Origin of the sequence: Nonomuraea sp. KM90, assembly GCF_052246675.1 — a bacterium.
Lineage (GTDB): Bacteria > Actinomycetota > Actinomycetes > Streptosporangiales > Streptosporangiaceae > Nonomuraea.
Genome location: NZ_JBQQCB010000034.1, coordinates 26988 through 41548, shown reverse-complemented (window position 1 = coordinate 41548; position 14561 = coordinate 26988). Strand labels below are relative to the sequence as shown.

Sequence of the window (14561 nt, the reverse complement as noted above, 5' to 3'; positions counted from 1 at the left end):
GGCCGGGATCCTTCCGGCGGAGCGGGCGGTGGCCGCCGCACCGCGGTCGGCGCACCCCCCGCCTCCCCCTCATCAAGGACCGCAACCGGAGTGCCGCGGGCGGGGGAGGCGCGGGGCGGGGCCGGTCAGCCGGCGGCGTCGGCCGGCTTGTGGGTATGGGGCGTGCGGGCGGTGCGGGCGGCCGGGGCCGGCGTCGTGGCGCCGATGCTGCCGGTGGAGTACGCGTACGTCCCCGCCAGCGTCGCGATGGCGTCCGAGTTCACGTCCAGCGCCCGGTCGTTGACGTTCCTGATCGTGTCACAGACGCTGTGGTAGCACGGGTCGAGCGGGATGCCCGCCGTCCCGCCGAAGATCGCCGCCTCCTCCTCTGTCTTGAGCACCTCGGCCCCGGTGAACAGCCCGCCCGACGGGATGCCCACCTCGATGAACGGCCCGTAGTCGGATCGGCCGGTGAAGGCCGTCGCCGTGAACGGCAGCCCGCGCCCGGCGAAGAACTTCTCGAAGTCCTCCTCGATCACGTCGGATCCGGCGGGCCCGGCGGTGCCGAACGCGTCGCCGTCGCCGTCGTAGATCCCGAACGTGTAGTTGGGCGAGGCGATCATGTCGAAGTTGAGGTAGAGGGCGATCCTGGCCCGCTCCTCCTCCGTCAACGAGGTCACGTAGTGGTCGGAGCCGAGCAGCCCGAACTCCTCGGCGCCCCAGAAGGCGAAGCGCATCTGGTTCTTCGGCCTGGTCTTGGCCATCTGCAGCGCGACCTCCAGGACCCCGGCGCTGCCCGAGCCGTTGTCGTTGATGCCGGGCCCCTCCTGGACGCTGTCCAGGTGGGCGCCGAGCATGACGACGTTGTCCGGGTCGCCCTTCCTGCTCTGCGCGATCACGTTGTACGTGGTCCTGGTCTCCACGATCGGGTCCCAGTTCATCTGCACGGTGGTGCCCGCCGTGGCGGCCAGCTCGTCGCCGACCTCGAAGCTGGTGAAGAAGGAGGGGATCGTCACGCCCGGCCCGCCGAGCACCGGGTTGAAGTCGATCTCGGTACGGCCCTCCTGCCCCTCGTTGAACACGACGGCCCCGGAGGCCCCGGCGGCGATGGCGTTGTCCACCTTGATGCGGAAGCTGCACGTGCCGCGCTGCATCAGCGCGATGTTGCCGGCGACGAACCCGGCGAAGTCGCTCGCCTCGCAGCCCGAGGACGAGGAGTTGGCGGCCGGCCCCGGCGGCAGCACCAGGTCCACCGGCTGCAGCGTGCCGCTGACGGCGCCCGCGGGGGAGTCCTGCATGGCGACGTAGTCGCTGAAGAATCCGTACGTGTACGTCTTCTGCTCCCCGCTGGTGCGCTTGAGCACGGGCGGGGTGACGTAGCCGTCGAAGGTGAACTCGAAGGGCTGGATCGTCACGTCGTAACCGGCGCCGCGCAGCTTGCGGGCCACGTAGTCGCGGGAGGCGTCGAAGCCGGGGGTCCCGGAGACGCGGGTGCCGCCGTTGGCGTTGGCGATGGCCTGCAACGCGTACAGGTGCTTCTTGACGTTCTTGCCTGAGACGGCCTGCACCAGCTTGCGGACGGAATGGGCGCCCGAGTGCGCCTCCGCCGGGCCGGCGAGGGTGAGGGGGGACAGGGCCACGGCCATGGCGGTGATGGTGCCGAGCACGCCTTTACGTAAACGGGAACGCATGCTGCTCCTCGAAACGTGGAGGGTGAACCGGGTCAAAATTCGCACGTGCCCCGAAAGGTATTCATCGGTGGGGTGATAGGGAAGATTGACCACGTATCCGTTGCATCACGGACTTGGAACGTCACACACGAGGTGAGAGACCGCATGCCCATATCGCTCCCGTCCACCGGCACGATCGCCATCGGCGGCAAGACCGTGCACCGCCTCGGATACGGGGCCATGAGCCTCACGGGGCCCGGCGTCTGGGGGCCGCCCGGCGACCGCGACGGGGCCGTCCGGGTCCTGCGCAGGGTGGTCGAGCTGGGTGTGAACCTGATCGACACCGCCGACTCCTACGGCCCGTACGTCAACGAGGAGCTGATCCGCGAGGCGCTGCACCCGTACCCGGAGGGGTTGCTGGTCGCGACCAAGGCCGGGTTCGTGCGCACGGGGCCCGGCCAGTGGCATGCCGTGGGGCGGCCGGAGTATCTGCGGCAGGAGGTCGAGATGAGCCTGCGCCGGCTCGGCGTGGACCGGCTGGACCTGCTGCAGCTGCACCGCGTCGACCCGCAGGTGCCGCTGGAGGACCAGGTCGGCGAGCTCAAGGCGCTGCGGGACGAGGGCAAGATCGACGCGATCGGCCTGTCGGAGGTGACCGTCGAGCAGCTGGAGCGGGCGCGGCGCGTCGTCGAGATCGCCAGCGTCCAGAACCGCTACAACCTCACCCTCAGGGACTCCGAGGGCGTGCTGGACCACTGCGCGGCGCAGGGCATCGCGTTCATCCCCTACAGCCCCGTCGCCAAGGGCGCCCTGGCCGCGCCCGGCAGCCCGGTGGAGCACGTCGCCAAGGCCGTCGGGGCCACGCCTTCGCAGGTCAGCCTGGCCTGGCTGCTGGCCCGCTCCCCGATCGTGGCGCCGATCCCCGGCACCTCCTCGATCGCCCACCTGGAGGAGAACCTGGCCGCCTCGACGGTGTCGCTGACGGCCGACCAGCTGAGCGAGCTGGGCTGAGGGGTGGGCCGGCCCCCAGGCGCGGAGGGCCGGCCCCGTCCGGTCAGCCCAGGCCGGTCTTCATGGCCGTGAGCAGCTCGGCGTTGGTGGTGTCACCGCTGAGCTCCCAGAAGAACGCGCCGCCGAGGCCCTGGTTCTTCGAGTAGCTCATCTTGCCGCCGATCGTGGCCGGCGTGTCGTAGCTCCACCACTGGTTGCCGCAGTGAGCGTACGCGGTGCCCGCGACCGTGCCGGTGGCCGGGCAGCGCGTCTTGAGGACCTTGTAGTCCTCGATGCCCTGCTCGTACGTTCCCGGCGCCGCCCCCGTGGCCGTGCCTCCTGGTGCGGCCTGCGTGACGCCGGTCCAGCCGCGCCCGTAGAAGCCGATGCCGAGCAGCAGCTTGCTCGCCGGCACGCCCTTGCTCTTGAGCTTCTGGATCGCGTTGTCGGAGTAGAAGCCGGCGATCGGGATGCCGCTGTAGTTGTTGAGCGGCGAGTGCGGGGCCGTCGGGCCCTGGGCCGCCCAGGCGCCGAAGTAGTCGTAGGTCATGACGTTGTACCAGTCCACGTACTGCGCGGCGCCGCCGTAGTCGGCCGCGTCGATCTTGCCGCCGTTGTTGCCGTCGGCGGTGATGGCGGCGGTGACCAGGTAGTTGGAGCCGAAGCGGGTGCGCAGGGCCGACATGACGTTCCTGAACGCGGCCGGTCCGCTGGTGTCGCAGGTCAGGCCGCAGGCGTTCGGGTATTCCCAGTCGATGTCGATGCCGTCGAAGACGTCCGCCCAGCGCGGGTCCTCGACCAGGTTGTAGCAGGAGTTGGCGAAGGCGGCCGGGTTCTGCGCGGCCTGGCCGAAGCCGCCGGACCAGGTCCAGCCGCCGAAGGAGAACAGCACCTTCAGGTGCGGGTGCTTCTGCTTGAGCTTGCGCAGCTGGTTGAAGCTGCCGCGCAGCGCGCCGGCGTCCCAGGTGTCGGCGACGCCGTCCACGCTCTCGCCCGCCTGGTAGAAGCGGTCGTAGTCGGCGTAGCTGTCGCCGATCGTGCACTGGCCGTTCTGCACGTTGCCGAAGGCGTAGTTGATGTGGGTCAGCTTGGCCGCGGAGCCGCTGGTGTCGATGTTCTTGACGTGGTAGCCGCGCTGGTAGACGCCCCACTGCACGAAGTAGCCGAGCACCTTGTTCCCCCCGCCGCCGGTGCCGCCCGTGGTCGTGGCGCTGACGGAGTTGCTGTTGGCGGAGCGGTTGCCGGCGGCGTCGCGGGCGCGGACGGTGTAGGTGTAGGCGGTGTTGGCGGTCAGGCCGGTGTCGGTGTGGGTGGTGCCGGTGACGGTGGTGACGAGGGTGCCGCCGCGGTAGATCTCGTAGCCGGTGACGGCGACGTTGTCGGTGGAGGCGTTCCAGGCGAGTGTGACGCTGGTGTTGGTGACGCCGGTGGAGCGCAGGTTGCCGGGGACGGTCGGCGCGGCCGTGTCCGTGCCGCCGCCGCCCGTGGTCTTCCACAGGGCCGGCACGTTCGGGGGCTCCCAGCCGGGCTGGGAGGTGTGGCTCTGGACGCATTCGTACTCGACGCCGTTGTACGTGACGCGCGTGCCCGCCGTGTACGCCGTCCACGGCGCCCAGTCGGCGAACGCGGCCTGCGCCGCGGACGCGGCCGAAGCCCCGGCCGGGGCGGCGACGACCGCTGTGAGGGGCAGCACTAAGGCCGCCAGCCCGGCGAGGACCTTGCTCAGGATGGTGTGTCTCATGATGCTCCGACATCCGGTTGGGGGGTGTACGGGGGGTGGGATGCCCAGGAAACTATTAGGAAAGTTTCCTTTTAATTATGAGACGACGTTAACTCCGGGCTGCGGAAGGCGTCAATACGTAGCGGTCAGATCGTGAAATCGCGGCACGGCGTACTCGCCCTGCGGTCGAGGGCGTGGATAACGGTTGCGGAACGGACGCTGACGCGGGGTGCGGCCGTGGCGCAGCATTGAGGTGTGGCAGGAATTACCGCCCGGTGGCGGGCGGCTGAACGCCGGGGGCCGTACGTGGCCCGTGCGGTGGCGGAGTTGCGGTCCTGGCCGGCGCTGGTGGTGAGCGACACCCGGCGCGGCCCCGTCTTCGCCGTGCGCGGCACCGAGATCCTGCGGCTGACCGGCTCGGCCGAGGTGCAGGTGCGCCTGACCGCCCCCGCGATCGACCGGCTCGGGCCCTACCTGAGCGAATGCGACCAGGTGCACGCCTGCCCCGACCGCGCCTGGGTGGCCGTGCAGGTGGACGCGGAGCCGGACCTGGAGCTGCTGTTCGCCCTCACGAGCGTGGCGATCAAGGCCCACGTGCCCGTGGAGGCGTGACCGTCCCCGCCTCGGGGGAGGCTGCAGGGTGGCGCTGTGGCGCTGTGGCAGCGAACCGGGGCTCGAAGGAGGGTCGGCGCATGGCCGTGTTGTTGCTGGGGACCTTCGACACCAAGGGCGGCGAGTACGCCTACGTCCGTGACCTGGTCACCGCCGCGGGCCAGGAGGTGGTGCTGCTCGACGCGGGCGTCATGGGCACCCCGTCCCTGACCCCCGACGTGACGGCGGCGGACGTCGCCGAGGCGGGCGGGAGCGATCTGGAGCGGCTGAGGAGCGCGGGCGACCGTGGCGCCGCGCTGCGGGCGATGGCGGACGGGGCGGCGGCCGTCGCGGGCGACCTGTACGCGCGGGGGCGGCTGAGCGGCGTGCTGGCGCTGGGCGGCAGCGGCGGCTCCTCGATCGCGGCGGCCGTCATGGCGGCACTGCCCGTGGGGCTGCCCAAGCTGCTCGTCTCCACCATGGCCGGCGGCGACGTGTCGGCGTACGTCGGCCAGAGCGATGTGACGCTCATGTACAGCGTCGTCGACGTGGCCGGGATCAACTCGATCTCCCGCCAGATCCTCGGCAACGCGGCGGCCGCGATCGCCGCGATGGCGGCCGCGTACGACGCCCGCGCGGCCGCCGGCCGCCCCGGCGGCGCGCGGCAGGACGACCGCCGCCCGGGCGGGGCGCGGCAGGACGACCGCCGTCCGCGCGAGGCGGGGCAGGACGACCGGCCGCTGGTGGCGGCCACGATGTTCGGCGTCACCACGCCCGCCGTGGACGCCGCCCGCGCCCGGCTCGAGGAGCTGGGCTACGAGGTGCTCGTGTTCCACGCCACCGGATCCGGCGGGCGGACCATGGAGGCGCTCGTCGCGAGCGGCTACTTCGCCGGCGTGCTCGACCTCACCACCACCGAGCTGGCCGACGAGCTGGTCGGCGGTGTCCTGTCGGCCGGGCCCGACCGCCTGACCGCCGCCGGGGCCGCCGGGGTGCCGCAGGTCGTCAGCCTGGGCGCGGTGGACATGGTCAACTTCGGCCCGATGGACACCGTGCCCGAGCGGTTCAGGGACCGCCTGCTGCTGGTGCACAACCCCACCGTGACGCTGATGCGGACCACGCCGGCCGAGAACGCGGAGCTCGGCCGGACGATCGGCGCCAAGCTGGCCGCCGCCACCGGGCCGGTCGCGCTGTTCGTCCCGCGCGGCGGCGTCTCCGCCGTGGACGTCGAGGGCGGTCCGTTCCACGACCCGGCGGCCGACGCCGCCTGCTTCGAGGCCGTGCTGCGGGCCGTGGCGGGCAGCGACGTGCAGGTGGTGGAGAGCGAGGACGACATCAACCGGCCCCGGTTCGCGGTCGCGGCCGCCGACCGGCTGCACGAGCTGATCCAGAAGGGAAGAGCATGAACCGGGACGAGGCGCTCGGCAGGCTGCACGGCGAGCGGAAGGCCGGCCGGCTGATCATCGGGGCCGGCGCGGGCACGGGGCTGTCCGCCAAGGCGGCCGAGACCGGCGGCGTGGATCTGATCATCATCTACAACTCCGGCCGGTTCAGGATGGCCGGGCGCGGCTCCCTGGCGGGGCTGCTGCCGTACGGGGACGCCAACGCCATCGTGGTCGAGATGGCCGGCGAGGTGCTGCCGGTGGTCAAGGACACCCCCGTGCTGGCCGGGGTGTGCGGCACCGACCCGTTCCGGCTCATGCCGCAGTTCCTCGACCAGCTGAACGCGATGGGCTTCACCGGCGTCCAGAACTTCCCCACCGTCGGCCTCATCGACGGCGTCTTCCGGGCGAACCTGGAGGAGACCGGCATGGGCTTCGACCTGGAGGTCGAGATGATCAGGCTGGCGGCCGAGCGCGGCCTGCTCACCGCCCCCTACGTGTTCAACGCCGAGCAGGCCACGGCCATGGCGGAGGCGGGCGCCGACATCCTCGTGCCGCACATGGGCCTGACCACCAAGGGCAGCATCGGCGCCAAGACCGCGCTCACCCTCGACGAGTCGGCCGTCCGCGTCCAGGAGATGCACGACGCCGCCGTGGCCGTGAACCCCGACGTCATCGTCCTGTGCCACGGCGGCCCCATCGCCGAGCCGGACGACGTCCGCTACATCCAGGAGCGCACCTCCGGCGTCGCGGGCTTCTTCGGCGCCTCGTCGATGGAGCGCCTGCCCGCCGAGCGCGCCATCGCCGACCAGCTCCGCGCCTTCAAGAACCTGCCCGCGTAGGAGGGACCACGCCATGCACCGCGAACCGGACTCCGTACCCACGATGCTCTTCGACTGGGGCTCCATCAAATGGCACGTGACGCCCGGCAGCGTGCCCGGCGCCTCGTCCACGCTGGGCGAGGTCGTGATCAACCCGAACAAGGGGCACGACCGCCACCAGCACCCCTTCTCCGACGAGATCCTCTACATCATCGAGGGAGAGGGGCGCCAGACGGTCGGCGACGGGCCCGAGTTCGCGGTCAGGGCCGGTGACGCCGTGTGGATCCCCATGGGGACCATGCATTCGACGTTCAACACGGGGTGGCGGCCGATGCGGATCATCGCGACGTACACGCCGGGCGGCGCCGAGGAGGCGCTGCGCGACCTGCCGGACTTCGTCGAGCTGGCGCCCGGCGAGCACCCCACCTGGGAGGCCGTCAAGCAGGGCTGACCGGCGGGGCCAGGATCAGCCTGGTCCCCGGGTTGCACAGCTCGATGCGGTGGCCGCCGGGCTCGTAGACGTACAGGATGTAGGCGCCTTCGAGGTGCCGCCCCCGCATCGGCATGCAGGGCACACCGTCATCGGGCACGGTCGTACTCCTCCGCCGTCATGTACGTGATGCCGAGCTCCGGCAGGCGCTCGCGCAGCCCGTACCGGTCGAGGCCGAGCTCGCCCTTCTCGAACGCCTCGCGCGTGGCGGCCTCCTTGGCGGCCCGCGCGGCGGCCGCCTCGATGCCGCGCTCCAGGTCCGCGCGCGGGCACACCAGCACCCCGTCGTCGTCGGCGATGACCGTGTCGCCCGGCCGGACCAGCTGGCCGCCGATCGTGACGGGCACGTTGACCGCGCCCGGGGTCGCCTTCACGGTGCCCTGCGCGCTGACGGCCGCGCTCCAGGCCGGGAAGCCCATCGCCCGCAGCTCCGCCACGTCGCGCACGCCCGCGTCGATCACCACCCCGCGCACCCCGCGGTGCCTCAGCGCGGTCGCGAACAGCTCCCCGAACATGCCGTCCGTGGACGGCGAGCTCGTGGCGACGACCAGGAGGTCGCCCTCGCGGCACTGCTCGACCGCGACGTGGATCATCAGGTTGTCGCCCGGCCAGCACAGCACGGTGACCGCGTTGCCGCCCGTCCTCGCTCCCGGCCAGGCGGGACGCAGCCCGGGGCCCAGGTAGCCGGTGCGGCCGAGAGCCTCGTGCACGGTCGCCACGCCGTACGCGGCCAGGGCGTCGACCCGGCCGGGAGCCGAGCGCGGGATGTCGGTGACGACCACGTTCCTCATGCGAGCACGTCCGTCACCTGCGGGTACAGCCGCATGTACGCCTCGCCCATGGTGTCGTGCGCCAGCCCCAGGTTGGGGCCCGCGTTGCGCTTGAGCTGCACGCCGCGGCGCTTGGCCAGGTCGGTGTAGTAGTCCCACATGTGCTGCTGGGCCGGCAGGCACTCCATCGCCTTGCGCTTCCGGTCGAAGACCGGGGTGATGTCGAGCAGCAGGTCCGGCTTGAAGTCGCACTGCTCGGGCTGGTGCGGCTCGAAGAAGAACACGGGCGGAGCGCCGAGCGGCTCGCCGGGCGCGTCGTAGCCCGCGGCCTGCGCCAGCACGCGCGCCTGCAGCGCCATGCGGGCCGCCGCCGGGTGGTCGCCGTTGTACGGGTCGGCCAGCGGGTGGGTGAGCACCACGTCGGGCTCGGTGTCGCGGTAGACGCGTACCAGGCGGTCCACCAGCTCCTGGCTCTCCACCAGGGGATAGTCGCCGGCGTCGAAGAACTCGATCTCGGCGCCCAGGGCCGCGGCGGCGTTCTGCGCCTCCTCGCGGCGGATCGCCTTGATCTCTTCCAGCGTGCGGCCGGCGCGCCACGCCTTCGCGGACTCGCCGCGCTCGCCGAAGCTGAGGCAGACGACCTTGGCGTGCTCGCCGCGGGCGGCGGCGAGGGCTATCGCGCCGCCGGCGCGCCAGACGAAGTCGCCCGCGTGGGCACTGATCACCAGGAGGGTGCGGGGGAAGGTCTTTTCCGAGGTCACTTGCCGACGCTAAGAGCCGAACGGACGGATTGTCAACACTTTCATCGCCAATGTAGGCGTTGTGTGGGGGTATCTGGCTGGCTGGCGGGAAGATCCGACAATATTGTCAACCATGTGGCTTCTCTGAGGCGGGGAGCCGTGGTGGTGGAGGATGCTCATGGACGGACCCCAGGTGGCGCTGCTCGGTTACGGCGAGGTCGGCCACGTCCTCGCGGACGGCCTCGCACCACGCGTGCGCCTACGCGTGTACGACCCGGCCCACCCGTCGGGGAGCCTGCCCTCCTGCGAGCTGGTTGCCCGCAACGCCGATGCGGTGCGCGGGGCCGACGTCGTGATCGCCGTGACCACGGGGGCCGACAGCTTCGCCGCCTGCGCCGAGTCCCGGCCCCATCTCAAGCCCGGTGTCCTCTACGCCGACCTGTCCACGGGGGCGCCCGGCGACAAGCGGCGGATCGCGGAGCTGCTGGAGCCGGACGGGGTGGCGGTCGTGGACGGCGCGATCATGGCCCCGATCCCGCTGCGCGGCCTGGCCACGCCGGTGCTGGCCAGCGGGGAGCACGCGGACCGGTTCGCCGCCTTCGCCGGCGGTCACGGCATGGACGTCACGCCGATCGGCGGCTCACCCGGGGACGCCGCCGCCCGGAAGCTGCTGCGCAGCGTGCTGGTGAAGGGCCTGAGCGCGCTGGTCATCGAGGCGCAGCGGGCGGCGCGGGCGGCGGGGCTGGGGGAGTGGTTCTGGGAGCACGCGCTGGAGACGGTGACGGAGGCCGACGAGGAGTTCGTGGTCCGGCTGCTGCGGGGGGCGGGGCAGCACGGGGTACGGCGGGTGCACGAGATGGAGGCGGCCACGCGGATGCTGGAGGAGCTGGGCGTACCCCGCACGATGACGGAGGCCACCACCGTCACCCTCGACCACGCGACCCGCACCGGCACCCCACCCATCCCCGGCCCGGACCCCCGCCCCACCACGTAACCGCCCCGCCGCGCTGCACCCGCCGCACCTGCCGCACCCCCGCCGGCCTGCCCTTCGGGCCGTCACCCTCCCGGGACCTCGGCGTCCCGAGCCGACGGCGCGTGGGACACGGTGTCGAGCGGGCGTCGGGCGGGATGCCGGACGGGGCGTCGGGCGGGGCGTCGGGCGGGCGTCGGATGGGGCGTCGGAAGAGGCGTGGGGCGGGGCGTCGGAAGAGGCGTGGGGCGGGGTGCCGGACGGGTGTGTCGGGCGGGTGCGTCCGGCGGGGCGGGGGTGCCGGGGCGATGGGGGCGTCAGTCGGGGCTGGCCTCCAGGGCCTTGGCGACGCTGCGGAGGTGCTGCTGCATGGCCGTCTGTGCCGCCTCCGGGTCGCGGGCCACGATGGCCGCCACGATCAGCTCGTGCTGCGGCAGCGACACCCCGGCCCGCCCCGGCTGCCGGGCCAGCCGGAACTTGTGCCGCACCACCTGCGCCCCCAGCCGTTCGATGATCGCCGCCGACGTACGGTGCCCGGCGATCGCGCGGATCCTGGCGTGCAGGGCGGCGTTCAGCTCCGAATAGCGGTCCAGGTCCCCCGCCTCCACGGCCGTGCGCATGTCGGTGACGATCTCCCGCAGCTCCCCGGCCTGCTCGGGCGTGACCCGTTCCGCCGCCTTGGCGGCCGACAGGCCCTCGAGGACCATCCGCACCTCCGTGATCTCCACGGCTTCCGCCTTCGAGATCGCCCGGACCCGGGCCCCCTTGTTCCGGAGGATCTCGACGAGCCCCTCCCCGGCGAGCTCCTTGAACGTCTCGCGCACGGCGGCCCGCGGGGCGCCGAACTGCTCGCAGACGTCGGCCTCGACGAGCCGCTGGTTGGGCACGAAATCGCCGTCGAGTATGGCCGACCTGACCCGGTCGGTCAGCGTTTCCTCCCGCGGGGACCCTGGGGTCACGCGATCCTCCCGGCGCCGTGCGTGCATGTCTCGGTTGACAATATTATGGACAATTTCCCGAGCACAGGCGCGCGCCCGAAAGCCGGGAAACCCGGCCCGCCACAGGGTTTGATCATTTATCCCCGATCTGTCGGTGCCCTCCGGTAAGTTCCCGGATCATTCGATCAGCCGGTCGTGCAGGCCCGGGCACCCCCGCCCGCGCCCGCGATCCGGCCGGGGCGGGAGGTTCTGAGGCCGTGGACGCGGACACAACCGCGTGGGAAGAGCGCAGCGTGCTCCGGGTGGTGCCACCCGTGGAGCCGCGCAAGCTGGCGAAGGTGCCCTTCGTCGAGCTGGCCGACGGCCGGCTGCAGGGCGTCGTGTCGAGCGGGTCCGACATCGAGCGGGTCTACGTCTCGTCGATCACCGCCGGCACTCATGCGCTGAGCTGCAGCACCAACAACAACCGGCCGTGCGGCGCGTTGCACGGCTACGCGTGCAAGCACATCAACCAGCTGGCCGACGAGGCGGTCGTGCAGTACGGGCTCGACCGGGTGGCCCGCTACCTGCGGGTCGAGGTCCCCGAGGGCGGCCGGTTGATGCAGCACGTCAGCGGGCACGTCGAGCGCACCCCGGCGGCCGTCGTGTTCAGCCGGTTCCTGCGCCACCTGGCCTACCTGGAGGTGCCCGACAGCACCGCGCCGCTGGCCGAACTGCACTGGTTCCCGTCGATGGGGGCGGTGCGCTGATGCCCGACCGATCTGCTGGCGAGGTGGTCTGCTGATGCTCGACGTACAGCTGAGCGAGTTGCTCGGCGCGGCTCCCTCCGGGGCCGGCGAGGCGCTCGACCTGGTGGCGGGGTTCGACGGCGCGCTCACCCACGGGTTCGCCCGGATCGGGGAGGACCCGGCCGCGGCGCTGGCCGCCCTGGCGGGCGCGCTGGCGGGCACCCCCGTCGGCGAGCGCGTGAGCGAGGCCGTGGAGAAGGTGAGCGCGGGGTCGGTCGGCGACGAGCATCTGGCCGCGCTGGCCGGGGCGCGGGCGGCGCTGTTCGGCGCGGTCCACGACGCGCTGCTCGGCCACCTGGACGCGGCGCTGGGCCGCACGCGAGCGGCCTGGGAGCCCGCCGGCGACCCCGACGGCGACACGGCGGAGGTGGCGGACAACCTGCTCGCCGGATGCCGGGTCTGGCTGCGCGAGCTGGCCATCGTCGGCTGGCGCGGCGTCGACCACGACCTGGTCTCCTCCGCCGACCAGACGATCGAGGCGCTGCTGGCCGTGCCCGAGCTGCGCGGGCTGGCGGTGCTGCTCGACGGGCTGGCGACCGAGCTGCGGGCCTCGTGCCCGGTCGCGACGATGGAGCGCGTGCCCGTCCGCAGATGGGCCGACCTGTGGACGCGCGCCATGCTGCTGTCCCAGCGGGGTCCCTGGAGCGCCGGGGGCGAGCGGGTCTCGGGGCGGCTGCTGATCCTGGGCGCCGACGTCCACGAGCACGCCACCGCCGTACGCGTCCAGGTCCACGGCATCCTGGAGGCCGCCGGAGGCGCGCCCGCCCGGCTCGTACGCACGAGCGTGGCCGCCGCCAAGGTCGACACCATCGTCGGCCCGACCCTGTGGCGGCTGCTGGGCGGCCACCCCGTGCTGCTGGCCGCGCTGGCCGAGCACCGGGCCGTGGAGATCACGGACATGCCGCTGCTGTCCGGCGGCGACCTGGTGTGGCACGACGACCGGGCCCGCGCGGGCGAGGAGGCCGACCCGTTCGCCATCGCGCGCGTGCAGCTCGCCGAGGTGACGGCGCCGCCGGTGACGCCGCTCGACCGGCATCCCGTGCGCATCGCCGAGCCCGTCCTCGTCGAGGGCTACAAGACCGACGGCCGGGCGTTCGACCTGGGCGGTCACACGATCAGGCTCGACCTCGACCGGCTGCCGTCCGCGGGCCCGCTCACCCCCGAGCTGGTCAAGGCCTCCACGGCCTGCTTAGGGCTGGTGCGCTGGGACGCCGGGCAGTGGTCGCTCCAGCCGCTCGCCGTGCAGGCGACGGCCAAGAAGAAGCCGGTCACCGCGCACAACGGCGACTGGGCGATGGGCCCCACCGACCCCAAGGTGGTCAAGGCCGAGGCCAGGGCCGGTGACGTGGTCGCCGTGCTGCGCGAACGGGCGGGACGGCTGCTGCGGAAATGACCGAGACGACCGAAGCGTCACAGACCGCCGACCAGACCCGGCGCCAGGTGCTCTACTGGCGCCTGCTGTCCCGGCTGTTCGGTTCCGACGAGCAGCCCGCGCTGGAGACCTCCAGCCTCGGCATCGTCGGCGATCTCGGCCTGCCGCTCGCGCTGCTCGACCCCGGGGTGTCGGTGGACAACCTGGTGCAGCGCTTCCCCGAGCTGGCCGCCGAGTTCCAGGGCCTGATGGCCGAGACGGGGCACGAGGCGGGCGACGAGGTGCGTCGCGCCGCACTCGTCTCCAAGCTGCTGCTGAACGTGTTCTCGACGGGCTCGGGCAACGTCACCGCCGCCCAGCTGGAGAGCTGGAAGCAGGACGCGGCCTGGTTCGAGCGCGGCATGGGCTGCGAGGCCGGTGGCCTGCGCCACAGCCCGGGCGGCGAAGAGCTGGCCAAGGTGCTCGCCGGCCTGGAGGGCGACCTGGTCAAGCGCATGCGCCTGCGCGAGGTGCTCGCCGACCCGGCCCTGGCCAAGCAGCTCACGCCGAGCATGTCGCTCATCGAGCAGCTGCTGCGCGACAAGTCCAACCTGTCGGGCGTCGCGCTGGCCAACGCCAAGGCGCTGATCCGCCGATACGTGGACGAGGTCGCCGAGGTGCTGCGCACGCAGGTGGAGAAGACCAGCGCGGGCGTCATCGACCGGTCGGTGCCGCCGAAGCGGGTCTTCCGCAACCTCGACGTCGAGCGCACGATCTGGAAGAACCTCACCAACTGGAGCCCCGAGGACCAGCGTCTCTACGTCGACCGGCTCTACTACAAGCAGACGGCCCACCGCACCACCCCGGCCCGCCTGATCGTGGTGGTCGACCAGTCGGGTTCGATGGTGGACTCGATGGTCAACTGCACCATCCTGGCCTCGATCTTCGCCGGGCTGCCGAAGGTCGACGTGCACCTGATCGCCTACGACACCCGGGCCATCGACCTGACCCCGTGGGTGCAGGACCCGTTCGAGGTGCTGCTGCGTACCAAGCTCGGCGGCGGCAACGACGGGCCGGTGGCGATGGCCATGGCCCGCCCGAAGATCAGCGATCCGCGCAACACCGTGATGGTGTGGATCTCCGACTTCTACGAGTTCGACCGCTCCCAGCCGTTGTACGACGGCATCGAGGCCGTGCACCGCTCGGGCGTGAAGTTCATCCCCGTCGGCTCGGTCAACAGCTCGGGCGTCCAGAGCGTCGAGCCGTGGTTCCGCAAGAAATTCAAGGACCTGGGCACTCCGGTGATCTCGGGCCACATCCACAAGCTCGTGTTCGAGCTCAAGAACTTCCTCATCTAGGAG

Annotated in this window: 15 protein-coding genes; 9 read left to right on the top strand and 6 right to left on the bottom strand. The window is 72.2% G+C overall.

Annotated elements, in window-relative coordinates:
- Positions 1 to 125 precede the first annotated feature (125 nt).
- Positions 126 to 1670: a M28 family metallopeptidase gene (locus ACTWPW_RS29240; RefSeq protein ID WP_443170530.1), complete on the bottom strand. Its 1545-nt coding sequence runs from the start codon at positions 1668 to 1670 to the stop codon at positions 126 to 128.
- Positions 1671 to 1814: 144 nt separating this feature from the next.
- Between ACTWPW_RS29240 and ACTWPW_RS29235 the strand changes: the two genes are divergently transcribed.
- A complete protein-coding gene (locus ACTWPW_RS29235) occupies positions 1815 to 2660 on the top strand; it encodes an aldo/keto reductase (protein WP_443170529.1) in 846 nt (281 codons plus the stop codon).
- A 43-nt stretch (positions 2661 to 2703) separates the two neighbouring features.
- On the opposite strand, the gene ACTWPW_RS29230 is transcribed toward ACTWPW_RS29235, so the two are convergent.
- Positions 2704 to 4380 (bottom strand): glycosyl hydrolase family 18 protein, encoded by a 1677-nt coding sequence (locus ACTWPW_RS29230; protein ID WP_443170528.1) that lies wholly within the window; start codon positions 4378 to 4380, stop codon positions 2704 to 2706.
- Between the two features lie 234 nt (positions 4381 to 4614).
- Between ACTWPW_RS29230 and ACTWPW_RS29225 the strand changes: the two genes are divergently transcribed.
- From ACTWPW_RS29225 to ACTWPW_RS29210, 4 genes are all read left to right on the top strand, one after another.
- Positions 4615 to 4971: a luciferase domain-containing protein gene (locus ACTWPW_RS29225; RefSeq protein ID WP_375111726.1), complete on the top strand. Its 357-nt coding sequence runs from the start codon at positions 4615 to 4617 to the stop codon at positions 4969 to 4971.
- Positions 4972 to 5051: 80 nt separating this feature from the next.
- Positions 5052 to 6356: a Tm-1-like ATP-binding domain-containing protein gene (locus ACTWPW_RS29220; RefSeq protein ID WP_443170527.1), complete on the top strand. Its 1305-nt coding sequence runs from the start codon at positions 5052 to 5054 to the stop codon at positions 6354 to 6356.
- Positions 6353 to 7174 (top strand): phosphoenolpyruvate hydrolase family protein, encoded by an 822-nt coding sequence (locus tag ACTWPW_RS29215; protein WP_375111724.1) that lies wholly within the window; start codon positions 6353 to 6355, stop codon positions 7172 to 7174. Before ACTWPW_RS29220 ends, ACTWPW_RS29215 begins: the two co-directional genes overlap by 4 nt.
- A 13-nt stretch (positions 7175 to 7187) precedes the next feature.
- Positions 7188 to 7604, top strand: coding sequence for a cupin domain-containing protein (locus tag ACTWPW_RS29210; RefSeq protein WP_375111723.1), 417 nt, complete (start codon positions 7188 to 7190; stop codon positions 7602 to 7604).
- Here the strand turns inward: ACTWPW_RS29210 and ACTWPW_RS29205 are convergent.
- Genes ACTWPW_RS29205 through ACTWPW_RS29195 form a run of 3 tightly spaced genes read right to left on the bottom strand, consistent with a single transcriptional unit; the run spans position 7591 to position 9174 of the window.
- Complete coding sequence (locus ACTWPW_RS29205) at positions 7591 to 7743, bottom strand: hypothetical protein (RefSeq protein ID WP_443170526.1); 153 nt, start codon at positions 7741 to 7743, stop codon at positions 7591 to 7593. The two genes, ACTWPW_RS29210 and ACTWPW_RS29205, sit on opposite strands and share 14 nt — an antisense overlap.
- Positions 7733 to 8434 (bottom strand): 4-carboxy-4-hydroxy-2-oxoadipate aldolase/oxaloacetate decarboxylase, encoded by a 702-nt coding sequence (locus ACTWPW_RS29200; RefSeq protein WP_443170525.1) that lies wholly within the window; start codon positions 8432 to 8434, stop codon positions 7733 to 7735. Before ACTWPW_RS29200 ends, ACTWPW_RS29205 begins: the two co-directional genes overlap by 11 nt.
- On the bottom strand, positions 8431 to 9174 hold the full coding sequence (locus tag ACTWPW_RS29195) for a PIG-L deacetylase family protein (protein ID WP_364133890.1): 744 nt from the start codon (positions 9172 to 9174) through the stop codon (positions 8431 to 8433). The genes ACTWPW_RS29200 and ACTWPW_RS29195 overlap by 4 nt, the downstream gene beginning before the upstream one ends.
- A gap of 157 nt (positions 9175 to 9331) precedes the next feature.
- On the opposite strand from ACTWPW_RS29195, the gene ACTWPW_RS29190 reads away from it, so the two are divergent.
- A complete protein-coding gene (locus ACTWPW_RS29190; RefSeq protein WP_443170524.1) occupies positions 9332 to 10147 on the top strand; it encodes a DUF1932 domain-containing protein in 816 nt (271 codons plus the stop codon).
- Between the two features lie 293 nt (positions 10148 to 10440).
- Here the strand turns inward: ACTWPW_RS29190 and ACTWPW_RS29185 are convergent, their stop codons facing one another.
- The gene (locus tag ACTWPW_RS29185; protein WP_375111718.1) at positions 10441 to 11082 is read right to left on the bottom strand and encodes a GntR family transcriptional regulator; all 642 of its coding nucleotides are present in this window, start codon (positions 11080 to 11082) and stop codon (positions 10441 to 10443) included.
- A 236-nt stretch (positions 11083 to 11318) separates the two neighbouring features.
- On the opposite strand from ACTWPW_RS29185, the gene ACTWPW_RS29180 reads away from it, so the two are divergent.
- Genes ACTWPW_RS29180 through ACTWPW_RS29170 form a run of 3 tightly spaced genes read left to right on the top strand, consistent with a single transcriptional unit; the run spans position 11319 to position 14558 of the window.
- Complete coding sequence (locus ACTWPW_RS29180) at positions 11319 to 11810, top strand: hypothetical protein (protein WP_375111717.1); 492 nt, start codon at positions 11319 to 11321, stop codon at positions 11808 to 11810.
- 34 nt (positions 11811 to 11844) lie between these two features.
- On the top strand, positions 11845 to 13242 hold the full coding sequence (locus ACTWPW_RS29175) for a hypothetical protein (RefSeq protein WP_443170523.1): 1398 nt from the start codon (positions 11845 to 11847) through the stop codon (positions 13240 to 13242).
- The gene (locus ACTWPW_RS29170; RefSeq protein WP_443170522.1) at positions 13239 to 14558 is read left to right on the top strand and encodes a VWA domain-containing protein; all 1320 of its coding nucleotides are present in this window, start codon (positions 13239 to 13241) and stop codon (positions 14556 to 14558) included. Before ACTWPW_RS29175 ends, ACTWPW_RS29170 begins: the two co-directional genes overlap by 4 nt.
- The last annotated feature ends 3 nt before the right edge of the window (positions 14559 to 14561 follow it).

Coding starts and splice junctions, on each gene's coding strand:
- ACTWPW_RS29190 (WP_443170524.1), top strand. CDS start 9,332: ATGGACGGACCCCAGGTGGCGCTGCTCGGTTACGGCGAGGTCGGCCAC.
- ACTWPW_RS29230 (WP_443170528.1), bottom strand. CDS start 4,380: ATGAGACACACCATCCTGAGCAAGGTCCTCGCCGGGCTGGCGGCCTTA.
- ACTWPW_RS29175 (WP_443170523.1), top strand. CDS start 11,845: ATGCTCGACGTACAGCTGAGCGAGTTGCTCGGCGCGGCTCCCTCCGGG.
- ACTWPW_RS29170 (WP_443170522.1), top strand. CDS start 13,239: ATGACCGAGACGACCGAAGCGTCACAGACCGCCGACCAGACCCGGCGC.
- ACTWPW_RS29200 (WP_443170525.1), bottom strand. CDS start 8,434: ATGAGGAACGTGGTCGTCACCGACATCCCGCGCTCGGCTCCCGGCCGG.
- ACTWPW_RS29240 (WP_443170530.1), bottom strand. CDS start 1,670: ATGCGTTCCCGTTTACGTAAAGGCGTGCTCGGCACCATCACCGCCATG.
- ACTWPW_RS29210 (WP_375111723.1), top strand. CDS start 7,188: ATGCACCGCGAACCGGACTCCGTACCCACGATGCTCTTCGACTGGGGC.
- ACTWPW_RS29235 (WP_443170529.1), top strand. CDS start 1,815: ATGCCCATATCGCTCCCGTCCACCGGCACGATCGCCATCGGCGGCAAG.
- ACTWPW_RS29220 (WP_443170527.1), top strand. CDS start 5,052: ATGGCCGTGTTGTTGCTGGGGACCTTCGACACCAAGGGCGGCGAGTAC.
- ACTWPW_RS29215 (WP_375111724.1), top strand. CDS start 6,353: ATGAACCGGGACGAGGCGCTCGGCAGGCTGCACGGCGAGCGGAAGGCC.